The 21513-nt window shown below is 67.1% G+C and carries 17 protein-coding genes and 1 pseudogene; 8 read left to right on the top strand and 10 right to left on the bottom strand.

Features of this window, described 5'->3' with window-relative positions:
* Positions 1-3: 3 nt before the first annotated feature.
* Positions 4-261: a hypothetical protein gene (locus AC5Y4F_RS25135; protein ID WP_067930661.1), complete on the bottom strand. Its 258-nt coding sequence runs from the start codon at positions 259-261 to the stop codon at positions 4-6.
* A gap of 553 nt (positions 262-814) precedes the next feature.
* Here AC5Y4F_RS25135 and AC5Y4F_RS25130 point away from each other — a divergent pair.
* Both AC5Y4F_RS25130 and AC5Y4F_RS25125 read left to right on the top strand, forming a co-directional pair.
* Positions 815-4099: a helix-turn-helix transcriptional regulator gene (locus AC5Y4F_RS25130; RefSeq protein ID WP_499999283.1), complete on the top strand. Its 3285-nt coding sequence runs from the start codon at positions 815-817 to the stop codon at positions 4097-4099.
* A gap of 147 nt (positions 4100-4246) precedes the next feature.
* The gene (locus AC5Y4F_RS25125; protein ID WP_499999282.1) at positions 4247-5503 is read left to right on the top strand and encodes an HNH endonuclease signature motif containing protein; all 1257 of its coding nucleotides are present in this window, start codon (positions 4247-4249) and stop codon (positions 5501-5503) included.
* Positions 5504-5640: 137 nt separating this feature from the next.
* On the opposite strand, the gene AC5Y4F_RS25120 is transcribed toward AC5Y4F_RS25125, so the two are convergent.
* From AC5Y4F_RS25120 to AC5Y4F_RS25100, 5 genes are all read right to left on the bottom strand, one after another.
* Positions 5641-6969 carry an aromatic ring-hydroxylating oxygenase subunit alpha gene (locus AC5Y4F_RS25120; RefSeq protein WP_067930791.1) on the bottom strand — a complete coding sequence of 443 codons (1329 nt, stop codon included), beginning with the start codon at positions 6967-6969 and terminating at the stop codon, positions 5641-5643.
* A gap of 10 nt (positions 6970-6979) precedes the next feature.
* Positions 6980-8740, bottom strand: coding sequence for an N-acyl-D-amino-acid deacylase family protein (locus AC5Y4F_RS25115; RefSeq protein ID WP_499999280.1), 1761 nt, complete (start codon positions 8738-8740; stop codon positions 6980-6982).
* Positions 8741-8869: 129 nt separating this feature from the next.
* A complete protein-coding gene (locus tag AC5Y4F_RS25110) occupies positions 8870-10006 on the bottom strand; it encodes a phosphotransferase (protein WP_499999277.1) in 1137 nt (378 codons plus the stop codon).
* A gap of 216 nt (positions 10007-10222) precedes the next feature.
* A complete protein-coding gene (locus AC5Y4F_RS25105; protein WP_082947447.1) occupies positions 10223-10666 on the bottom strand; it encodes an ATP-binding protein in 444 nt (147 codons plus the stop codon).
* A 59-nt stretch (positions 10667-10725) separates the two neighbouring features.
* Positions 10726-11103, bottom strand: coding sequence for an STAS domain-containing protein (locus tag AC5Y4F_RS25100; protein WP_067930796.1), 378 nt, complete (start codon positions 11101-11103; stop codon positions 10726-10728).
* Between the two features lie 354 nt (positions 11104-11457).
* Between AC5Y4F_RS25100 and AC5Y4F_RS25095 the strand changes: the two genes are divergently transcribed.
* The 3 genes from AC5Y4F_RS25095 (at position 11458) to AC5Y4F_RS25085 (ending at position 14204) form a co-directional block, all read left to right on the top strand.
* On the top strand, positions 11458-12609 hold the full coding sequence (locus AC5Y4F_RS25095; RefSeq protein ID WP_369829666.1) for a catalase family peroxidase: 1152 nt from the start codon (positions 11458-11460) through the stop codon (positions 12607-12609).
* Positions 12606-13172 (top strand): cytochrome b, encoded by a 567-nt coding sequence (locus tag AC5Y4F_RS25090; protein ID WP_067930802.1) that lies wholly within the window; start codon positions 12606-12608, stop codon positions 13170-13172. Before AC5Y4F_RS25095 ends, AC5Y4F_RS25090 begins: the two co-directional genes overlap by 4 nt.
* A gap of 138 nt (positions 13173-13310) precedes the next feature.
* Entirely contained in the window at positions 13311-14204 is an 894-nt protein-coding gene (locus AC5Y4F_RS25085) for a fructose bisphosphate aldolase (protein ID WP_067930889.1), read from the top strand.
* Position 14205: 1 nt separating this feature from the next.
* Here the strand turns inward: AC5Y4F_RS25085 and AC5Y4F_RS25080 are convergent, their stop codons facing one another.
* The 3 genes and pseudogenes from AC5Y4F_RS25080 to AC5Y4F_RS25070 all read right to left on the bottom strand — a co-directional run bounded on the left by AC5Y4F_RS25080 (position 14206) and on the right by AC5Y4F_RS25070 (position 16234).
* Positions 14206-15279 carry a DUF190 domain-containing protein gene (locus AC5Y4F_RS25080; RefSeq protein WP_499999273.1) on the bottom strand — a complete coding sequence of 358 codons (1074 nt, stop codon included), beginning with the start codon at positions 15277-15279 and terminating at the stop codon, positions 14206-14208.
* A gap of 83 nt (positions 15280-15362) precedes the next feature.
* Positions 15363-15545, bottom strand: a pseudogene (locus AC5Y4F_RS25075) (sulfotransferase family protein); the annotation flags it as partial.
* 92 nt (positions 15546-15637) lie between these two features.
* Positions 15638-16234 (bottom strand): TetR/AcrR family transcriptional regulator, encoded by a 597-nt coding sequence (locus tag AC5Y4F_RS25070; protein ID WP_499999268.1) that lies wholly within the window; start codon positions 16232-16234, stop codon positions 15638-15640.
* A gap of 224 nt (positions 16235-16458) precedes the next feature.
* On the opposite strand from AC5Y4F_RS25070, the gene AC5Y4F_RS25065 reads away from it, so the two are divergent.
* The 3 genes from AC5Y4F_RS25065 to AC5Y4F_RS25055 are packed head-to-tail and all read left to right on the top strand — an operon-like array spanning position 16459 to position 20324.
* A complete protein-coding gene (locus tag AC5Y4F_RS25065) occupies positions 16459-18693 on the top strand; it encodes an acyl-CoA dehydrogenase family protein (protein WP_499999266.1) in 2235 nt (744 codons plus the stop codon).
* Positions 18694-18701: 8 nt separating this feature from the next.
* Positions 18702-19910: a thiolase family protein gene (locus AC5Y4F_RS25060; protein WP_067930815.1), complete on the top strand. Its 1209-nt coding sequence runs from the start codon at positions 18702-18704 to the stop codon at positions 19908-19910.
* Positions 19911-19913: 3 nt separating this feature from the next.
* Positions 19914-20324, top strand: coding sequence for a Zn-ribbon domain-containing OB-fold protein (locus AC5Y4F_RS25055; RefSeq protein WP_499999264.1), 411 nt, complete (start codon positions 19914-19916; stop codon positions 20322-20324).
* 1 nt (position 20325) lies between these two features.
* On the opposite strand, the gene AC5Y4F_RS25050 is transcribed toward AC5Y4F_RS25055, so the two are convergent.
* The gene (locus AC5Y4F_RS25050; protein ID WP_067930823.1) at positions 20326-21303 is read right to left on the bottom strand and encodes a LacI family DNA-binding transcriptional regulator; all 978 of its coding nucleotides are present in this window, start codon (positions 21301-21303) and stop codon (positions 20326-20328) included.
* Between the last annotated feature and the right edge of the window lie 210 nt (positions 21304-21513).

The raw sequence follows: 21513 nt of genomic DNA, 5'->3' as shown, positions 1-21513 counted from the left end.
GCCCTACAAAGGCGCCGACTCCGCCAGGTTCAGCAACACGTAGGCCATGCACATCAAGAAGTTGAGCACCACCATGACCAGGCCCGCGAACAACAGCGAACGGGCGCCGCGCTTCTTCAACCGCTTGTAGCGCGCCGCGCGCGATTCGCGGTCGAGCCGGATCGCGATCAACGCGAAGTTCACGTTGATCATTTCGTGTGCCGCCAGCGGCGCGCCATCGAGCATTGCCCGCAGCCGCTCCGGTGCCGTCCGAACGCCCACCCGTTCGAAACTGTGGCACAAACGTCGCGCCCGCCGTTGGCGGAGCGTCTGATACGGCAGCCGAAGGTGCCGCGCAATTTGCCCTCGATCGCCCCCCCAGGGGTAAGACGGGGTCATCACAAGCGGGATTCTAGATCGCTCGGCGCCACTTTCGCGCAGTGAACGCGAATTATGTTGCGAGATATCACTTAGGCGTTCACCGGCCAGGTGCTCGGCCAGGGTGGATCCACGTAACTTTCGAGGTGGCGAAGTTTCCGGTGGCGCCACGGATAGCGCTCACACACGCGGCGGGGGCACTGCCGGTTCAGTGCTCGCTCGGAGCGCTGTTGATGATCACGGTCATGGCGGTCCTCCTCGGCCTGTGCGTCCGATTCGACTGTGCAATTTTCGGAGCGTCAGACTGGGGAGAACCCGTAACTGGGCGGCCGGCCGGTCGCGGATATGAGCGGGTTGGGCGGCTGGCGCGACGTTTCGTCGACGCGGGACCGCGGCCAGGGCCAGATACGGGATTTCCCCGATGTTTGCGGTTCACCGTCCCGAGATGCTGGCTAGCATGACCGAAACTGACCCGCGCGCGGAGTTGAACTGGAGCGACGTGCTGCCAACTGGAACGGTGACGCTGCTGCTCGCGGACGTCGAGGGCTCGACGCGGCTGTGGGAGAGCGAGCCCGAGGCGATGACGGCCGCGTTTGCTCGCCTGGACCGCACGCTGGCTGAGTTGCTCGACACGTATGGCGGGGTGCGGCCCGTCGAACAGGGGGAGGGCGACAGCTTCGTGGTTGCGTTCGCCCGCGCAACCGAGGCGGTCGCGTGCGCCTTGGCATTGCAACGGGCGCCGCTGGCCCCGATCCGATTGCGCATCGGCGTGCATACCGGCGAGGTGCAGTTGCGCGATGAAGGTAACTACGTGGGCTCCACGATCAATCGGACTGCGCGCCTACGAGACCTTGGCCACGGCGGCCAGACGTTGCTCTCGGGTACCACCGAGGATTTGGTGGCCGATGCGCTTCCGGCCAACGCGTGGCTGACCGATCTCGGCAGGCACGAACTGCGCGGCGTCGCCCGTCCCGAACGGGCGGTGCAGCTCTGTCATTCGGATATTCGCAACGACTTCCCGCCCCTTCGAACATCGAAATCCGTTGCCGCTGAGCATTTGCCGGTACCGCTGACGAGTTTCGTCGGCCGTGGCGCGGAGATCGACGATGTGCGGCAGAGCCTCGCCGCCAACCGGCTGGTGACCTTGACCGGCGCGGGCGGCGTGGGCAAAACCCGGCTGGCCATCCAGGTAGCGGGCCAGATGACCGGCGATTTCGATGACGGAGTCTGGTACGTCGACCTGGCGCCGATCGCCGACCCCGATCTGGTGCCGGTCGCGATGGCGGGTGCCCTCGGCCTGCAGGAACAACCGGGGCATTCCACAACCGCGACGCTGATCCGGTTCATTGCAGGCCGACGGATGTTGGTCGTTCTCGACAACTGCGAGCACCTGCTGGAGGGGGTTGCCGAGCTGACCACCGCGCTGTTGAGCGCCTGTCCCGGCTTGGCGCTATTGGCGACGAGTCGCGAGCCGATCGGCGTCGACGGCGAGGTCATTTGGCGGGTGCCGTCCCTCTCCGTGGACGACGAGGCGGTCGAGTTGTTCGCGGAACGGGCCCGCCGGGTGCGATCCGATTTCATGATGACCGATGAGAACCTGCACGCGGTGCAGGAGATCTGCCGTCGCCTCGACGGCATGCCGCTCGCCATCGAACTGGCGGCCGCACGGGTGCGGGCGCTGTCACTCGAGGAGATCGTGGACAGCTTGAACGACCGCTTCCGGCTGTTGACCGGCGGTCGGCGCACCGCGGTGCGCCGTCAGCAGACGTTGCGCGCCTCGGTGGATTGGTCCCACGCCCTGCTGACCGAGTCCGAGCGGGTGCTGTTTCGCCGGCTTGCGCCGTTCATGGGTGGCTTCGATCTCGCCGCGGCCCGTGCCGTGGCCGGCGGCACGGAAGTCGAGCGCTACCAGGTCCTCGATCAGCTCACCCTGCTGGTGGACAAATCGCTGGTGGTGGCGGACAACACCGGCGGCCGAACGCGGTACCGGCTGCTCGAAACCGTACGGCAGTACGCGCTGGAAAAGCTCGGCGAGTCCGGCGAAGCCGATGCCGTGCGGGCGCGTCACCGCGACTACTACACCGCGATGGCCGCCCTGCTCGACGCCCCAGCGGAGACCGGCCACCAGGGACGTGTCGAGCAGATAGAAGCCGAGATCGATAACCTGCGAGCGGCGTTCGCCTGGAGCCGCGAAAACCTCGACCTCGAGCTCGCGCTGCAGCTCGCTTCGTCGCTGCAGCCGCTGTGGCTCACGCGCGGCCGCCTACGCGAAGGGATGAGTTGGATCGACGAGGCGCTGGCCGACCTGAAGACCGTCGACGGGGAGGTGGCGCCGGCGGTACTGGCGCGGGCGCTGGCCGACGTGGCCCTGTTGGACGGGTGGGTGGGCATGCCGCAGCGGCAGGAACAGGCCGCCGAGGCGCTTGCGATCGCGCGCCAGCTCGACAACCCCTCCTTATTGGTCCGGGCCCTCACCGGCTGCGTGGGTACGGCCGCGTTCAAGCCCGATCAGGCGGCGACATACTTCGCCGAGGCCATCGAGTCGGCGCGCGCCCTGGGCGACAAATGGAGGCTGAGTCAGCTGCTGGGCTTCCAGGCGTACGCGACCATGATCGCTGGCCTGCCGATATCAGAGTGTGCGGCCGAAGAAGGGCGTGACCTTGCCGACGCGATCGGTGACCGGGTCGCCTCGGGTCAGTGCCGCCTATGGGGGATCGCCGGAGGTCGGGCGATGCGTGGCGACCTCCAAGGCGCCGAGGACGAATTCCGGGAGTTGATCGCCGACGCCGATGCTGCCGGCGACCAGTTGACCCGGTTCAACGCCCTGATGACGCAAAGCTTTGTCCTTGGGTGGCAGGGTAAGAGGACGGAGGCGCTCGCCGCCGCCGAAACGGCCATCGAGTCCGCCGCCGAGCTCGGCGCGGCGGTCGAGGGACTCGGCTATCTCGCGTTAGGTGCCGCACACCTGGCCGCGGGCGACGTCGCCGCAGCGAAGGACGCCCTCACACAGGGCTATAGCCGCCTACCTGGTGCCGATTTCAATATGACGAACATGCCGTGGCGAGCCGAAACCGAGCTTGCCGCAGGCGATGTCGTTGCGGCCCGGCTCTCGGCCGATCGAGCGGTGTCCTCAACCCGAGGGATGTTTCGGGTAATGGCGTTGAATGCCCGTGCCCGCGTTGCGCTCGTAGAGGACGAGGCAGAAGCGGCCGAGCGTGACGCGCACGACGCGCTGGCGTGCGCGGCCGACACAGGAGCACAGCTAGGCGTGCCCGACATCTTCGACTGTCTAGCTCGTCTGGCCGCGCGAGCCGAGAGTTATTTCGAGGCAGCCCGGCTCTTCGGTGCGGCGGAGGGCGTCCGGCGGCGCACCGGCGAGGTGCGGTACGCGGTACGCGAAGCCGACTACGAAGCGTCGGTCACGGCGCTGCGAGATGCCATGGACCCGAACGACTTCGACGCCGCCTGGGCCGAGGGCGCCGCGTTGTCCACCGAGGAGGCGATCGCCTACGCGCGGCGCGGCCGCGGCGAACGCAAGCGCCCGTCCACCGGCTGGGCGTCGCTCACTCCGGCGGAACTCGACGTCGTCCGGCTCGTCAGCGAGGGCTTGGGCAACAAGGACATCGCCACAAGGCTCTTCATCTCACCGCGCACGGTCGAGACCCACCTCACTCACATCTACACCAAGCTTGGCCTGGCTTCGCGCGTCCAGCTTGCCCAAGAGGCCACGCGCCACGCCTGAGCGCTCGCCCGCATGAGCAGACGCAAAACCGCACGCAAACGGATCGCGCGCACGCGATTTTGTGTCTGCTCGCGAGAACCTGAATTGGCGCATTCAGCGCGGGTCTCACGGTCCGGTTTTGTCGGTGGTGGCTGCGATGATGTGGTCATGTCGTTGACCGCATCTGCTGACGCCGTGGGGGTGACCGCGAGCGAGCGTCTTGAGGTGTTGTTCGGGGAGTTGGCGGAGTTGTGCGGTCACCGCAACGCGATTGATGGGCGCATCGTGGAGATCGTGGCCGAGATTGATCGCGACGAGCTCGGTGGTGTTACCGGTGCGCGGTCGGTGCCGGCGTTGGTGGCCTGGAAGACGGGCTGCTCGCCGGCCAATGCCCACACGATCACCACCGTCGCGCGCCGGGTGCAGGAGTTTCCACGCTGCGCCCAAGGTATGCGGGAGGGCCGGCTGTCGCTGGATCAGGTCGGGGTGATCGCGGCGCGTGCCGGTCAGGGATCTGATGCGCACTACGCGCAGCTGGCCGCGGTGGCAACCGTCACTCAGCTGCGTACCGCGGTGAAGCTGGAACCGCGACCCGAACCCGAGCCTCGGCCCGAGGCCGAGCCCGAGCTCGAGCGGTCGATCACCACGACCACCAACGAGCAGGGCAGCTGCTATCGGATCACCTTGCCGCACCTGGATGCGGCGAAGTTCGACGCCGCGTTGGCGTCTCATCGGGATGCGCTGATCGCCCAGTGGAGGCGCGATCACGGCGAGGGCGTCAGCGATCAGGCGCCGCCGTTGCCGAGCACTGGTGAGGCGTTTATGCGCCTCATCGAGGCCGGGTGGGACGCCGAGGCGACCCGCCGCCCCCATGGGCAGCACACCACTGTGGTGGTACACCTCGACGTCGAGCAGCGCGTTGGCGCCTTGCATCTGGGTCCGCTGCTGTCCGACGCCGAACGTCGTTACCTGACCTGTGATGCCACCTGTGAAGTGTGGTTCGAACGCCACGGCGAGGTCATCGGTGCCGGGCGGGCGACCCGGCTGATCAACCGGCGGCTGCGCCGCGCACTCGAGTATCGCGACCGCAGCTGTGTGGTGCCCGGCTGTGGCGCCACCCGCGGTCTGCACGCCCATCACCTCGAGCATTGGGAAGACGGCGGCCCCACGGAATTGGCCAACCTGGTGCTGCTCTGCCCATATCATCACCGATTGCATCATCGTGGTGTCATCACGATTACCGGACCCGTCGGCGCACTCCTCGTCAGCGACGACGTCGGCCGACCACTGAGCCCGGGGTCACTGGCGCGCCCACCAACCAAACCCCTGCCGGCGGTGGCGCCCTGCCCGGGGCCCACCGGCGAGCGCGCCGACTGGTGGTGGTACACACCCTTCCAACCCCAACCACCGCCGACCAACAACTGATGTCGTTACCAAGACCGGCCGCTGCCGGCAATGCCTTGAAGCTCAAACACGCGGGGGCATAAGAGGGTTCGTTCGCGCTATCCGGCTGGCGACCGCGTCGTGGACATCGCGGCCGGCGACCCGCTACCCCGAGACCCTCAGCAACACCCGCCGCCGGTCATGCGCTCGGACTCGGGCAGGTCGAGGTAGCGCTCCAGGTTGCGGTGCATGTTGATCACGCGCCGCTCCTCGCCGGAGAGCACCAGGTGGGTGAAACCTGGTTGGTGCAGCCCGCGCTGCAAGCCTGCGAGCAGCTGGATGTCCTGGGTAAGCACCAGGCCCGGTTCGGCCTCCCCGGCGGTCGTTCGCATATCCGTCGGCTTGTTGTGCGGCGCACCGGGTGGCATCCGCATCATCAGAAACATGACCATCTCGCCGTGATCGGGATCCGGTCCGGGCCGCGAGCACATGATCGTCAGGTGGTCGGCGTTGGTCAGAAACGTCATGTTCGGGAACACGTTGTACTGGTGCAGCCGGGTGATGCGATCGGTATCGGCCCAGGCGAGATCGACGCCGCGCTCGGCCGCGAATGCCCTTGTGCGCGTGGCGATTAGGTCCTGAACGGTCTGGCCGGACTCCCGCGCCTGGAACGGCGTGCCTTCGGCGACGCCCATCAGCGCGCCCTGGGTCTCAACGTAAGCATTCCAGACCTCTTCGTCGCTCAGCGCGCCGTCAAAGCGTGGGCTTTGCACACCGTACGGCTGATCGGATTTCCCGGTGTGGCCCCAAATCTGTTGCGGCGCATGAATATCGTCGACACAGCGCAGCAGTTCGGGATGCAGGGTCTGGATATGGTACGTCTCGCTGTACCCGTCGGCGATGGTTTTCCAATTGGCGTCGACCTCGACGGTCAGCGTGGCGTAGCAGCGGAAATCCTCCAGGTGGCACCAGGCGATGTCGTCGGGCACCGCCTCCAGGTATTCGGACAACGAGACCGCGCCCGGGTCGAGGTTGACGAAGACGAGCCCGGCCCAGGTCTCGACGCGGGCCGATATCAATGGAAAATCGGACATCCGCAACGCGCCGAAGCCCTTGCGGTCGGGCACCCGTTTGAGAGCGCCGCCCAGGTCCCAGGTCCAACCGTGATAGCCGCATTTGAGTTCGCGCAGAGCCGAACCGGATCCGGTGCACAGCGAATTGCCGCGATGCCGGCAGACGTTCTGGAACGCGCGCAGCGTCCCGTTGTCGTCACGAACGATCAGCACCCCATACGGGCCGCACCGGTACTCGAAGTAGTCGCCGGCCGCGGCGACGTGGTCCACCATGCAAGCCAGTTGCCAGACCCGCGGCCACATCCGTTGCGCCTCGAGCGCGGCGAACGCGGGGGAGTAGTAGCGCTCGGCGGGCACCAGCGTCGGGCCTTCCGGCGGGGTGCCGATGGCATCCTCGTCTCGGGTTCGCGCCGGATTGCCGGCCTTCGTGGCCATCGAGGAGTTCTTAACGCGCTCCGCGGACCAGTCGGCCGGGCCGCGCGCCGGTGTCGACGTCGTTGCGCCGCGTCACCGTTCCGCTGACGATGGTCGCCGCATAGCCGCTGGCGCCCTGCAGGATTCGGTTGCCACCCGCGGGCAGGTCGAATGCCATCACCGCCGGGTGCAGGGTCAGAGCATCCATGTCGATGACGTTGAGGTCGGCCTTCTTGCCCGGCTCGATGGTGCCGCGGTCGGTCAGGCCGAACAGGTGAGCGGTGTCGCGAGATTGCTTGCGGATCACATACTCCAGCGACAGTTTCTCGCCCCGGTGCCGGTCCCGCGCCCAGTGGGTGAGCAGGAACGTCGGATACGAGGCGTCGCAGATCATCCCGCAGTGGGCGCCGCCGTCGGACAGTCCGAGCACGCCGGCGGGGTGCAACATCATCTCGCGGATCGCGTCATGATTGCCGTCGGCGTAGTTGAACAGCGGCAGCATCAGCATGGACGTCGCGTTGGACTCCAGCATGAGGTCGTACAGCGTGGACAACGGATCCTCGCCGCGAGCCTTGGCGATGGCCGCGACGGTGCGGTCCGGCCTGGGCTCGTAGTCCGGCGGATTGCCGAGCGCGTACAGCCTTCCCAGCGAGTGCTGCACCAGTGCGAACATCCCATCGAACAACAGCGTGGGGTCGGGCGGCAGGTCGTCCTCGGAGAGGATCGCCGCCTTCACGGCGGGGTCGGCCAACCGGTGCGCGAGCTCGTCGCGGCTGGACTCGGCCTTCAGCCGGCGATAGGTGGGCCGATGACTGAAACCGTGATGCCCCTGGAAGCCGATCATCATGCCGAACGGACGAGCCGCGATCTGCGGGTACAGTCGGGCGCCCGCGGCGTGCGCGTCCGCCGAAAGGTCCAGCATCTCGCGCCACAATTTCGGATCGGCATCCACCTGGATGAGCGCGAAGGACACCGGGCGGTCGATCTCGCCACTGAGCCGACGCATCCAGTCCAGTTCTTTCTTTGGCCCGATGATGTCCTCGCCCGCCGCCCCTTGGGGGGCCAGCTCGAACACCGCCTGACCGCCGGCGGCCATGGCGCGGCCGAGGCCGAACAGTTCCTCCTCGGCGGCGAACGTGCCGGGAACCGGTTCGCCGTCCATAGCGCGGTGGCCCATCGTGCGCGAGGTGGAAAACCCGAGCGCCCCGGCCTCGATCGCCTCGCGAACCAGCCGGCCCATCGCCTCGATGTCGTCGGGGGTGGCCGGTTCGTTGCGGGCGCCGCGCTCGCCCATGGCGTAGGCGCGGATCGCGCCGTGCGCGACCTGGCTGCCCACGTCGACGGCGTAGTTGTGCTTCCCGATCGCATCGAGGTACTCGGGGTACGTTTCCCAGCCCCAGGTGATGCCCTCGGTCAGCGCGGTGCCGGGGATGTCCTCAACGCCCTCCATCAACTCGATCAGCCACTGTTCGCTGCCGGGCCGCACGGGGGCGAAGCCGACGCCGCAGTTGCCGGTCACGATCGTGGTCACACCGTGGCCGCTGGACGGCTCGAGCAGGCTGTCCCAGCTCACCTGGCCGTCGTAGTGGGTATGGATGTCGACGAAGCCGGGGGCCACCACATGGCCTGTCGCATCGATGGTTTCGGCCGCCTCCCCGCTCATCGCGGGGCCGTCGGCGGAGCGGCGGAGGATGTCGGCGATCTTGCCGTCCTTGATGCCGATGTCGGCCTGATAGCGTTCCGCGCCCGTGCCGTCGACGACCGTTCCACCGATGATCTTCAGGTCGAACATGAGACTCCTCTTCGCCGCCGTGGGCTGTCTCCGGAGGGCTGAGCACTGAGACGCGCAGCATTTCGATACGGTACGTAGCGTAACTCTTGGCGCGACGATGGCAATAGCCTCAGCCGAATTGGTTCGGTCCTACAGCGAGCGCTTCAGGGCGGCGACGGTCTCCAGATCGTCGAGCGCAGCGACTCCGCGTCGCACGCCTTCCATCGCGATGTTCTCCGCCTGCATTCCGCCCATGCCCGCGGTGATCAAGGGGGCGACGTACGCGTACAGCGCGCCCTGGCGAAACCGCAGCCACAGGTCGTCGCGGTCCAACTCGGGGCCGCCGGCCGCGATCAGTGCCCGCCGGTAGGCGTCGAGAAGTTCGCGCTGGTTGGTCCGCCGATCCTCCGGCGTCAGGCTGGTGATCAGGGTATAGGCCAATTCGCGCGACGGGTGTCCCCGGCGCACCGCCTGCCAGTCCAGCAGCCCGGCCTTGCCGCCCTGGAAGTAGATGTTTCCCGGGTGGGCATCACCGTGCATGACGGTGTGCGGCGGAGTGTCGATGAGTGCGGCGACGGCCCGGTAGTTGTCGGCGATGAAGCCGCCGTCGGCGACCGGAATACTAATGCGCTCGGCGAGACGCTTGATCGAGGAGTGCATGAGCGAACCGGTCAACAACGAAGTGGCATCGCCGGACGGCGTGTACAGCCAGCCCATCGGGCCGCGCCCGTCGCGCGGCAGCCGGCCCCAAAAGGTGGCGTGCAGGTCGGCCAGCAGTTCGATGACCAGGCTGGCCTGATCGGCCGACAACGGATGCAAGGTGTCCGGGAACTCACACGACTCGGCCGGCAGGTTTTCCAGGACCAGCAGATAGCGGCCGGTCCAGGCGTCGAACGCCGCGCCGTGGCAGTAGGGGACGCCGACGACCTGCGGCGCGAGGTCGCGGTAGAACCGCACCTCGGTGTGTCCCAGACGTCCGAGTTCGCCGATCAGCCGGGTGGCCGCGCTCTGCGCCGCGAGCTTGACGAACACCGAATCGGGCACGTTCTTGCCGGTCAGCACCAGCCGGCCCCGCGAGGAGGTCCCCGCGTCCCGGCTCAGGACGCGGACCGACCGAACCCTAGTTCCCATCACCCGGGACAGGACCGCGGGGTCGATGCCTTCGATCGTCCGCGGCAGGCCGAATCGAGAACCCACTACCGCGTCGGTGGCCACCCGGCCCGCACCGCGGCCGAGGTGGGCGGCCAGACCCAGGATAGAAAAGGCTTGCGCCAGCGAAGTTTTCATGGCCATCCATCCTGACTTGCGGGCCGGCCGCGGCGCCGCGCGCTTCACACCGGCGGCTCGGTTGCATGCCGGCGATGGTACGGGCCGCGATGTGCGGCTTGGGTGTCGGACGCGAGCAGAGTGCGCCTTGCCCGTTTCAGCGATGAATCCCATTGCAGCACAAGGCCAACTGGGCATCGACGAATCTCCCGGCGGGCACCGGCGGGGCAGTGCTGATCAAGCCTTACAGGTGGGACGCGCCAGGCCGGTCCACGTCAACGTGACACGGGTGCCCTGCTGGGTGCGGTCGATGATGACGTCGTCGGCGAGCGCTTCCATCAGCGGGATGCCGCGGCCGCGCATCTGCTGTTGATATAGCCGCGGCTTTTTCTGTCGCCATCGACCGCGGTCGTCGACCGAGACCGACAGGGTGTCCGAATCGCCGTCGTAGGCTGCCCGGACGGCGACCGTCCCGCGCTTTGCGGCGTCGACGTAGGCGAACTCCGCGGCATTGGCGATCGCCTCGTTCACCGCCAGCAGCAGATCACTGAAGCGGTCGTCGTCGAGCGAGAAATAACGTTCCAGCCACACCGCGAACTCGGCGCGGGTCCGGGCGGCGCTGCGCGCGTCGGAGGCTACTCGCGTCCGGACGAAGCGCGATCGGTCATCGACATTGGACACGTTCTGCGGCTGGTCGGAGCGGCCCATCGTCCCCAGTTGCGTCGTCACTGCGTCGAGGCTCACTCACCAGCGATACCGCTCAGCGCAGCGTCAAGGCTGCTGTAGAGCGAGAGGACGCTGTCGATTCCCATCAGTTTGATCGGCCGGCTGGTGGCCGAGCCGTTGGCGACCACCGCGAACTTGGTTGGCGGCTCGATCTCCGCCTGCGCGGTCACCAGGACGGTCATCCCCGCCGAGGCCAGAAAACCGACCTTGGACAGATCGACGATCAGTGCTGCGGGCTTGGTGGCCACCGCGGTCTGAATCGCATCGGCCAGCAGCGGCGAGCTGAGCATGTCGACTTCGCCCGAGACGGTGAGCACAACCGCCTGATCTACCTGGTGTTTGCCCACTTCAAAAGCGGTCGGATCGACAAAATCGCCGGATTGTTCACCCATGCTCTATCACTCACATTCGGTCCCGTGCGGGACACCGCTAGCTTTAACCGCCACTGCCATATCCGGGGGCTGTGGATTCAACCCCTCGGGAACACGCTTGCCTAGCGAGGAGACGCACCCCGTCGATCTGCGCTACTAAATGGAGAACGGTTACAAGTGTTTAGTCAATGGTAGGCCACGCGGTGTACCACGCTCAAAACGCTGAACCATTTCGGGCGCCCCGACGTAGTCCGGATGTGCGCAACGGGTCACGCAAAAGTTGCACGGGCCGCTGGCCCGTGCGTGAACTGCTGTCACCGGCTTCGTCTCCTCGTTGTGTGGCCTGGCCTGCGCAAACGGTAAGGGCGGTGGGCTGTGGGGCCCGGTGATCGCGCCAGCGGGCAATACGCGGGCGAGCCGCCCGGCGGCCCCCCTGGGACCGCGCCGACCGGGTCGCAATTCGGTGCGCTGAATCGCCGGCGTGCGCTACTGGGCATGGGCGCGGTAGCCGGAGTCGCCGCGGCCGACGTGGGCGGCTTCGGGTACGCCGGCGGCTGGTTGCGCCCCGGCGCTCTGACGCCGCCCCGGTTCGCGGATCGTTTCGAACACGTCTACGGCCGCCATGACGGATTCCGGCGAAACCATGCCAAGGGGCTGAGCGCCACCGGGACGTTCGTCAGCAACGGGGCGGCGGCGGCGGTCTGCCGGGCCGCGGTCTTCGGGCGCGGCAGCGTTCCCGTGATCGGCCGGTTCTCGCTGTCCGGTGGGCTGCCCGACCAGGCCGACAAGCTCGACACCGTCCGCGGGCTGGGCTTGCTGTTCGACGGGCCCATGGGCCAGCAGTGGCGCACCGCGATGGTCAACATCCCAGTCTTTCCGGACAGCACGCCTCAGGGTTTCTACGACCGGTTGCTCGCATCCAAAACGGTCCCGGACACGGGCAAGCCCGACCCGCAACAGATGGCCGCCTTCCTGCGGCGTCATCCGGAGACCGCGGCGGCCATGCGCTTGATCAAGCAGGCACCGCCGAGCACGGGGTTCGCCGACAGCGCGTTTCACGCGTTGAACGCCTTCCACGTCACCAACGCCGCCGGCGCGACGGTGCCGGTGCGCTGGTCGGCGATTCCCCAGCAAGGCGTTGACGTGGCGGTCCCGCCATCCGGGCCGCCGGCCAAGGATTACCTGTTCGACGCCCTCATCCATGCGCTGGCACACACGCCGTTGAACTGGCGGCTGGTCCTCACCATCGGCGAGCCGGGCGACGCGACCAATGACGCCACCAAACCCTGGCCCGCGGAGCGGCGCACCATCGATGCCGGCACCATCACCATCTCTGCGGTCCAGACGGAAGACGCCGGAAACGCCCGCGACGTCAACTTCGACCCGCTGGTGCTACCAGACGGCATAGCCGCCTCCGACGACCCGCTGCTCGCTGCGCGATCCGCCGTTTATGCCCGCTCGTTCACGCGCCGCGCCGAGGAGCCCAAAACAGCCAGCGCGGTCGACGTCGAGGCGGTCCTCCGATGACGCTTGCGACCGCCCCGGCCGGATTCACCCTGCCGTCGCGCATTCTGCACTGGCTGATGGCGCCGATGGTCATCGCGCAATTGCTCATCGGCGTGACCATGATCGCCGCGCTGACTTACTACCCGCTCCTGCTGGCGATCCATCGGCCGCTGGGGCTGCTGATTCTCGTGTTCGCGCTGGTCCGGCTGGCGAACCGGCTCAGGCACCGGCCACCGGCTTTCCTGGCCACCATGAGCCCGGCCGAACGCCGCATCGCGACGTGGTCGGAATACCTGCTCTACGGCCTGTTGCTGGTGCAGCCGGTGACGGGGTGGGCCATGATTTCTGCTTCGCGATTCCCGCTCACGCTGCTCGGGCCCGTCGCGCTACCCCGCATCGCGCCCCGCAACATCGACTTTTTCGCGGTGCTCCGGGAGTGTCACAGCGCCTTCGCGCTGCTGCTCTTCCTCGCGTTTACCGCGCACGTGACGGCGGTACTCTTCCACACGCTCGTATTGCGTGACCGCCTCCTCGACCGCATGGCGCTCTGGCGCACCAAAGCTCGCCAGCCAGACCGGCGCTGAGGAAGAAATCGCAGTCTGACGGCCTGTCTGCCCGGGCTCGAGGTGGCCGAATATGATCGGCACGATTCAGACTTGAGTGCGCGGGCATTGGCCGGGCGCGCGGTGCCCGTGAGGGCCATGAGGAACCGGGAGAGTTCAATGTCGAACCAGCAGCAAGCGGAACGGATGACGTCGGGGAAGGGATTCATCGCGGCGCTCGACCAGAGCGGCGGTTCGACCCCCAAGGCGCTGCGCCTCTACGGCATCGAGGACAACGCATACTCCTCCGAGGAGGAGATGTTCGACCTCATCCACCAGATGCGCTCGCGGATCATCACGTCTCCGGCGTTCACCGGTGACCGCGTGCTGGCCGCGATTCTGTTCGAGCAGACGATGGATCGTGACATCGCGGGCAAGCCGTCGACCACCTACCTGTGGGAGACCAAGGGCGTGGTGCCCTTCCTCAAGATCGACAAGGGTCTGGCGGAGGCGTCCGACGACGTCCAGCTGATGAAGCCGATCCCGGGACTCGATGAGCTGCTGGACCGGGCCGCCGGGCTGGGTGTCTTCGGCACCAAGGAGCGGTCGGTGATCGGCGGCGCCAACCCCAAGGGCATCGCGGCCGTCGTCGCCCAGCAGTTCGAGCTGGCCCACCAGGTGCTCTCGCACGGCCTGGTGCCCATCATCGAACCCGAGGTCACCATCTCGATCTCGGACAAGGCCGAGGCCGAGGGCATCCTGCGCGACGAGATCACCAAGCAGCTCGACTCCGTGCCCGAGGGCCAGCGCGTCATGCTCAAGCTGAGCCTGCCCACCGAGGTCAATTTCTACCGTCCCCTCATCGAGCACCCGAAGGTGATGCGGGTGGTTGCCCTTTCCGGTGGCTACTCCCGTGAGGAAGCCAACGAGTTGTTGGCGAAGAACACCGGTTTGATCGCCAGCTTCAGCCGGGCTCTGACCGAGGGCCTCACCGTCGACCAGTCCGACGAGCAGTTCAACGCCACCCTGGACCAGGCGATCCAGTCGATCTACGACGCCTCCGTCGCCGGCTGATCTAGTAACGGTGCCGGGCCATGCGCGGCGGCCCGGGATCGCCTTCGTCAGAGACCAGAGCGGGCACCATTTCACTGGTCACCAGGCCCTCGTGTTGGGTCGATTCGTCGATGATGGCAAAGGATTCGGCGATGTTGGCCGGCGTGTCGATCACGATGGTGACGACGGGCACCCGGCGCGTCAGCGAGAACAGTCCGTCACCGTGGGGCGGGTGGTCGCCGTGAAAACCCCAGACGCCGCGTAGCACAGTCGCACCGTCGGCGGTCTTGGTCTGCCGCAGCCGCTGCACAATCGCGCGGTGGATCGGCACACCGCGATGGTGTGCCGACTCGGACGTGTAGATCGTCACTTGCTGGAAAAGCGGCAGGCCGCGCTCGTCGACGCCGGGCAGAGCGTGCGGCCGCTCCAGGAACCGGCCGTCGCGCTTGCACACCTGAACCCGTTCGAGGGTGAACAGGGGCCTGCGCAGCAGTTCGCCGATATCCGGTAGCACGCGACCGATCCGTTCACCGGATCCGACCACGACGATCATCATCGGGACGTCGGCGTTGCGTCCAAAAAAGCTGGCGCGCTGGCGTTCTCCGTGCGCGACGCCGTCGACGCCGAGCAGCACCGTGGCGCCGGCAAGGCCGCGCCGGTGCATCAAATCGCACAGGGCGATGTAGGCGGGTGAGCCGTTGACGCGTTGCTTGCGCCCAACGTAGATCGTCAACTTGACGGCGCCGCTCAGATCCTGGGCCTGCGTCGGCGCCCCGATGTTTTCGTGGAGCAGCCGAGCGCGTTCCAGGGTCACCAAACCGCGCTGCTTGATGGTCAGCACCGGGTCGAGCAGGGCCTCGATCTTCCTTCTCGTGTCCACCGCGATGATCGCGACCGGGGGATCCTCGGACAGCGTCAGGGACTCGTCGGTACGCAGATGGTGACCGGTGCCGAACCCGCCGATGCCGCGTAGCAGGACACCGCAAGCGATCCGATGCTGTGCGTACAAGCCGAGCAGAACATCGGAGACAAAGCTGTTCCCGGTCCGCCTGCGCTCTGTCAAATAGGTGGTGAGCTTCAGGCAATCGTCGTCCATCGCCGCTCCCGTCGCCTTGTCGGCGAGCCTACTCCGCTCGCAGACATCAAGCGCCGCAGCGGTGTTCGACGCGGGCCGAATCTGCGCAGCTGTTCGGTCGACACCCCGTACCGGTCCTGGTAGGCGCTCCCCGGCTCGCGTACCTCCGCGGCGGCCAGCCCCGGGTCCGACCTGGTGTACCGGTTGCGCCCCCCGTCCGAGGGGTGAGAGGCGAGGAAATGGCCCAACTTCTGCCCGGCGTCGGCGCGCGGCCCGCGGTCGAATCGCCATAGATGCGGCTTCACCGAGGTCGAAACCGAAATCCGCGAATTAGCCACGCCGGCAAGCTCATCGATACGCTGCGGATGAACCGTGACCGTCAGGTCCCGGTGAGGGCTTCGACGATGAGCCGGGTGGTCCGTTCGGCGCGCCGTCGTGAATATGGTTGCGCTCCGGACAGAATCGGGTAGACCACGCCGCCGACGATCGCGTCCGCCGCCGATTCGGCGATGGCCTCGTTGATGCCGTCGGCCAGCAGCCGGGCCCGCACGCTGCCGTGCAGCGGGGCACTGAATCCGGCGCGCAGTTTGACGGCGGTGTCCTCATGTTCCATGCAGGCGACGGTCAGCGTTCGAAGCATGGCCGAACCCCGCGGCGTCGTCAGGCTTGCGAACAGTTTGCCGACCCACCCGACCAGGTCGGTGCTGAGGTCGCCGCTGTGGTGGACCGATGCGAGCAGCTTGTCGGCATCTTCCAGCATGACGTCGGCGACCAGCGCGGGGCGGGTTGGCCACCAGCGGTAGATGGTCTGCTTGCCCACACCGGCGCGGGCGGCGACGGCCTCGATGGTCAGCCCGTCGAAGCCGCGCTCGAGGAGCAGTTCCCGGGTGGCGGTGACGATCGCCGTGCGGGACTTTTCGCTGCGCCTCCTGGGCGAACCCGCTTGCGCGTTCACGCCGCTCAGATCGGTTGGCATCCCGTGGTCCTCGCTTCCGCGAACTCAGATCGAAAGCCGGTGATCGTGTGCGCTTTACATATCCTGACTCGCGCCGGTAGTCTTCCGCAAGACGAGACGGTCCGTCTTGTGACGCGGCAATCGCAAGCGACGGCCCCAAGGGCCGGGCGCGGCGGGTCGCCGCCATCGGACGCGAAAGGATGGCAGCTCGTGCGGCCAGCGCCAGTCATCTCTCGGCTGCCGTCGTGACCCTGGGACTGAGCCCGGAGCAGCAGGAGCTCAGCGACGCCGTGGCGCAATTCGCAGCCCGCAACGCTCCGATCGCCGCCACGCGCAACAGCTTCGACGACCTTGCGGCCGGACGAATACCCCCATGGTGGGATGCATTCGTCGCCAATGGCTTTCATGCGGTGCATCTGCCCGAAGATCTCGGCGGCCAGGGTGGACGGCCTATCGATGCCGCATGCGTCCTTGAATCGGCCGGCAAGTCACTACTGCCGGGACCGCTGTTGGCGACGGTGGCCGCCGGCGCGGTCGCTTTACTCGCCGATCCGACGCCGGGCGCACGGGCATTCCTGCGTGACCTCGCGTCCGGCATCACCTCGGCGGTCGTGTTACCCGACGACGATGACGGCGCCGGCCTGCGGGCACGAACCGAGGACGGGCACTGGCTGATCAGTGGCACGTCACAGGTCACCCCGGGGGTGTGCGCGGCGCGGGTCATCGTGGTGGGAGCCCGGACCCAGGACTCCGAAGTCATCTGGGCTCTCGTCGACCGCGAAAATCCCACGGCCACAGTCGAAGCCATCGCCGGCACCGACCTCGTCGCCGACGCCGGGACGCTTCGCCTCGGCGACTGCCGGGCGGGCGACGACGACGTGCTCAGCGGCATCGACGCGGAGCGCGCCCGCTGTGTGGTCGCCGGGTTCGTCGCCAGCATGACCGCCGGCATCGTCCAGTGGTGTGTGCAGGCCGTCACCGCGCACCTGCGCATCCGCGAGCAATTCGGCAAGGTGATCGGCACCTTCCAGGCGCTGCAGCACAGCGCGGCAATGCTATTGGTCAACAGCGAACTGGCCACCGCGGCCGCCTGGGACGCGATACGCGCCGCGGACGAACCACTCGACCAGCACCGAATCGCCGCCGCCGGCGCGGCTGTCATCGCGATCTCGCCGATCCCGGACCTGGTGCTCGACGCCCTGACGATGCTCGGCGCCATCGGCTTCACCTGGGAACACGACGTGCACCTGTACTGGCGGCGGGCGATCAGCCTGGCGGGATCCATAGGTCCGGCGAATCGCTGGGCGCGACGGCTGGGGCGGCTCACGTGCACCCAGACGCGCGACATGTCGGTCGACCTCGGCGACGCGGAATCGGAATTCCGCTCGTGGGTGGCCGAGACGCTGGATGCGGCCATGCAGTTACGCAACGACAAACCCGCACCGCACGGCAATTACGAGCACCTCGCCACCGGGCCGCAACGCACGTTGATCGCCGACGCCGGTCTCATGGCGCCGCACTGGCCGGCGCCGTGGGGTGTCGATGCGGATCCGTTGAAACAGCTCATCATCGACGAGGAGTTCGCCAAGCGACCCGGGCTGGTTCGGCCATCGTTGAACATCGCCGAATGGATCCTGCCCTCGGTGTTGGCGGCCGCGCCAAAAGAACTGCAGGAGCGGTTGATTCCGGCGACGCAACGCGGCGACATCCTGTGGTGCCAGCTGTTCAGTGAGCCGGGAGCGGGCTCCGACCTCGCGTCGCTGACCACCCGGGCCACCAAGGTCGATGGCGGCTGGCGGATCAACGGCCACAAGATTTGGACGTCGCTGGCGCAGTACGCCGACCTGGGTGCGCTTCTCGCGCGCACCGACCCCGAAGCCAGCAGGCACCGCGGCATCGGGTATTTCATCCTCGACATGCGATCTCCCGGGGTTCAGATCCAACCGATCAAGACCGCGACCGGGCAGGCGCACTTCAACGAAGTCTTCCTCGACGACGTCTTTGTTCCCGACGAGATGCTGCTGGGCGGGCCGACCGATGGTTGGGGCCTCGCCATCGCCACGATGGCCGAGGAGCGTTCGGCCATCAGCGGATACGTGAAGTTCGACCGGGCGGTCGCGCTGCGGCGGCTCGCCGCTGAGGCCGGACCCGATCGTGACGACGCGTTGCGCGCGCTCGGCGAACTCGACGCCTACACCAACGCGATCAGAGCGCTCGGGGTGCGGGAAACCATCCGACTGCTCGACGGCCAGGCGTCCGGTCCGGCGTCCAGCATCGCCAAGGTCGCGATGAACGTGTTGCTGCGGCGCACCTTCCAGGCGACGCTGCAGTTGACCGGGCAAGTCGCGATGGTCGACGACCCCGACGCTGCGGTCGTGGAGCCCTATTTGCATCTGCCGGCCGAGTTGATCGGCGGTGGAACGAGAGAGATCCAGTTGAACATCATCGCACAGATGATTCTCGGCCTACCCCGAAAGTAAGGCACGGCATGGGATTACGTGGCGAAGCCGCAATCGTTGGATACGTCGAGCTGCCGCCGGAGCGGCTCAACAACGCCGCGCCCGCGCCGTTCGTCCTCGAACAATGGGCGGAACTGGGCGCCGCCGCGCTCGATGATGCGGGTCTGCCGGGCGACGTCGTCAACGGGATCGCCGCGTCACACTTGGCCGAGTCTGAGATCTTCGTCCCCTCGACGATCGCCGAATACCTCGGTGTCGGTGCGCGCTTCGCCGAGCATGTGGATCTGGGGGGTGCCAGCGCCGCCGCCATGGTGTGGCGCGCCGCCGCGGCCATCGAATTGGGGATCTGCGACGCCGTCCTGTGCGCGCTGCCCGCGCGCTACATCACGCCGATGTCCAGTAAGAAGCCCAAAGCCTATGGCGACGCATTGTATTTCGGCTCGTCGAGCAACCAATACGGCTCTCCCCAAGCGGAATTCGAGATCCCCTACGGCAACCTCGGCCAGAACGGGCCATACGGTCAGGTGGCGCAGCGCTACGCCGCTGTTTATGGCTACGACGAGCGCGCGATGGCCAAGATCGTCGTCGACCAGCGGGTGAATGCCAACCATACCGACGGCGCGATCTGGAGGTACAAGTCGCTAGGCGTCGACGACGTGCTGGCCAGCCCGGTGATCGCGGACCCGCTGCACATGCTGGAGATCGTCATGCCCTGCGTCGGCGGCGCGGCCGTCGTCGTCGCAAGCGCGGACGTCGCCAAGCGGTCGCGCAATCGTCCGGTGTGGATCAAGGGATTCGGCGAACACGTCCCGTTCAAGACCCCGACGTATGCCGAGGATCTGCTCAACACCCCGATCGCCGCAGCGGCGGACACCGCGTTCGCCATGACCGATCTGACCCGTCAACAGATGGACATGGTCTCCATCTATGACTGCTATACCATCACCGTCCTGCTATCGCTGGAAGACGCCGGCTTCTGCGAGAAAGGCAAGGGCATGGAATTCGTCGCCAACCACGACATGACCTTCCGCGGTGACTTCCCGCTCAACACGGCCGGCGGGCAATTGGGCTTCGGGCAAGCGGGTTTGGCCGGCGGCATGCATCACGTGTGCGATGCCGCTCGCCAGATCATGGGCCGCGCGGGTGCCGCGCAGGTCGCCGACTGTAACCGGGCTTTCGTGTCCGGCAACGGCGGCATCCTGTCCGAGCAGACCACGCTGATTCTGCAGGGGGACTGACAGATGAAGTTCGAACGGCCGATGCCGGTGAAAACGCCTACCAGCGCACCGTTTTGGGATGCACTGAGCGAGCATCGCATCGTCGTCCAATACTCGCCGTCGCTGCAGGCCTACGTGTTCTACCCACGGGTGCGCGCGCCCCGGACCCTGGCCGACGACCTGGAGTGGCGCGAGATCTCCGGAACGGGCACGCTGTACTCCTACACGGTGGCCCACCGGCCGGTCAGCCCGCACTTCGCCGATGCCGTGCCCCAGTTGCTCGCCATCGTCGAATGGGACGAAGGCCCAAGGTTTTCCACCGAGATGGTTAACGTCCACCCATCCCGCCTCAAGGTGGGGATGCGGGTGAAGCCCGTGTTTTGCGACTACCCGGAGCACGAGGTCACGCTGCTTCGCTACGAGCCCGCTGACTGAACTAGGTCGACGACCGCACCACCAGATTGGCGATGTCGGTCAGCTCGGGAGACGCCTGCGCGGGGTGACCGAGCCGCTCGAAGACTTCGGCAAGCGCGGCGTCGGCGACTGCGCAGGGATCGAATTGCACGGTAGTCAATGGCGGTGTGCTCACCATGCCCATCGGGCTGGCGTCGACGCCCATCACCGCGAGGTCGCCGGGGCACCGGAGCCGGGCCTGGTGAATGCCGTACAGGACAAGGCAGGCGATTTCGTCGCTTTGCGCGCACACGGCGGTCACCCCGTCGCCCACCCAGCCGGTCACCACCTCGGCGGCGTTGTCCAGGGTGACCTCGGCGACCCGCGGCGTCGGCAGCCGGCGCAACCGCGCCGCGCGCGAAATCCCCTCGAACCAGTAGTCGCCCAGCGGGCGCCATCGGGGAATTCCGGTGTAGGCGAACGCGATTCGGCGATGTCCGCGCTCGATGAGGTGATCGACACGCATCTCGCCCACCGACAGATGTGGATCCTTGAGCGCGGGCAATGTTCCGATCTCGATATGGGGGATGCCCGCCGTGGTCACCGCTTGGCGGGCGGCGGCGCTCAACGGGAACAGGCTGGTGATCGCGACGGGGTCGAGATTCTCGATCGCATCGACCACGTGCTGGTCGTCGTCGGTCTCGAAAATCTGTACTTGCAGAAAGCCCTCGCGGGCCAGCGCGGTGGTCATCCGGCTGCCGGCCTGCATCGGCATCTCGCCGACGGCCACATGGGGCACCACGTAGAGCACCACACCGCTTTTGCCGCGAGCCAGGTTACGGGCGGCGAGGTTGGGCCGGTAACCCAAGAGCTTTGCCGCGCGGTACACCGCGTCCCGGGTTCCCGGGGAGATGCGGCGGCCCTGCGCGTTGTTAAGCACATAACTGACCGTGGCGGTCGACACCCCGGCCAATCGGGCCACGTCGGCGGTGGTCGGACGCGCGGCTTTATTGATGCTCAACTTCCGCTACCTTCCGGGCCCGGTCATGCCCCATGGTGGCACGCAATAGTGATTGGTATCGAGACATATCGCGCCGAGAGTTCGCACCAGGCGCGATCAGTTTGACTAATAGTCCGTATATACATGCCGCCCGAGAGATCCGTTTTGGCGCGACGATGGATCTGCGCGGGGCCTGCGCGATTGTGTCCCAGCGTAATAACGGTCGAGTGG

The sequence above is a fragment of the Mycobacterium sp. NGS56 genome (assembly GCF_059812425.1).
Note: the sequence above shows the minus strand (reverse complement) of the source record. Positions and strands in the feature narration are given on the sequence as shown.

What these genes read in the sequence shown, in the direction of transcription:
- AC5Y4F_RS25130 (WP_499999283.1), top strand. Translation starts at nt 815, where the DNA reads ATGACCGAAACTGACCCGCGCGCGGAGTTGAACTGGAGCGACGTGCTG.
- AC5Y4F_RS25125 (WP_499999282.1), top strand. Translation starts at nt 4,247, where the DNA reads ATGTCGTTGACCGCATCTGCTGACGCCGTGGGGGTGACCGCGAGCGAG.
- AC5Y4F_RS25120 (WP_067930791.1), bottom strand. Translation starts at nt 6,969, where the DNA reads ATGGCCACGAAGGCCGGCAATCCGGCGCGAACCCGAGACGAGGATGCC.
- AC5Y4F_RS25115 (WP_499999280.1), bottom strand. Translation starts at nt 8,740, where the DNA reads ATGTTCGACCTGAAGATCATCGGTGGAACGGTCGTCGACGGCACGGGC.
- AC5Y4F_RS25110 (WP_499999277.1), bottom strand. Translation starts at nt 10,006, where the DNA reads ATGAAAACTTCGCTGGCGCAAGCCTTTTCTATCCTGGGTCTGGCCGCC.
- AC5Y4F_RS25100 (WP_067930796.1), bottom strand. Translation starts at nt 11,103, where the DNA reads ATGGGTGAACAATCCGGCGATTTTGTCGATCCGACCGCTTTTGAAGTG.
- AC5Y4F_RS25090 (WP_067930802.1), top strand. Translation starts at nt 12,606, where the DNA reads ATGACGCTTGCGACCGCCCCGGCCGGATTCACCCTGCCGTCGCGCATT.
- AC5Y4F_RS25085 (WP_067930889.1), top strand. Translation starts at nt 13,311, where the DNA reads ATGTCGAACCAGCAGCAAGCGGAACGGATGACGTCGGGGAAGGGATTC.
- AC5Y4F_RS25080 (WP_499999273.1), bottom strand. Translation starts at nt 15,279, where the DNA reads ATGGACGACGATTGCCTGAAGCTCACCACCTATTTGACAGAGCGCAGG.
- AC5Y4F_RS25070 (WP_499999268.1), bottom strand. Translation starts at nt 16,234, where the DNA reads ATGCCAACCGATCTGAGCGGCGTGAACGCGCAAGCGGGTTCGCCCAGG.
- AC5Y4F_RS25060 (WP_067930815.1), top strand. Translation starts at nt 18,702, where the DNA reads ATGGGATTACGTGGCGAAGCCGCAATCGTTGGATACGTCGAGCTGCCG.
- AC5Y4F_RS25055 (WP_499999264.1), top strand. Translation starts at nt 19,914, where the DNA reads ATGAAGTTCGAACGGCCGATGCCGGTGAAAACGCCTACCAGCGCACCG.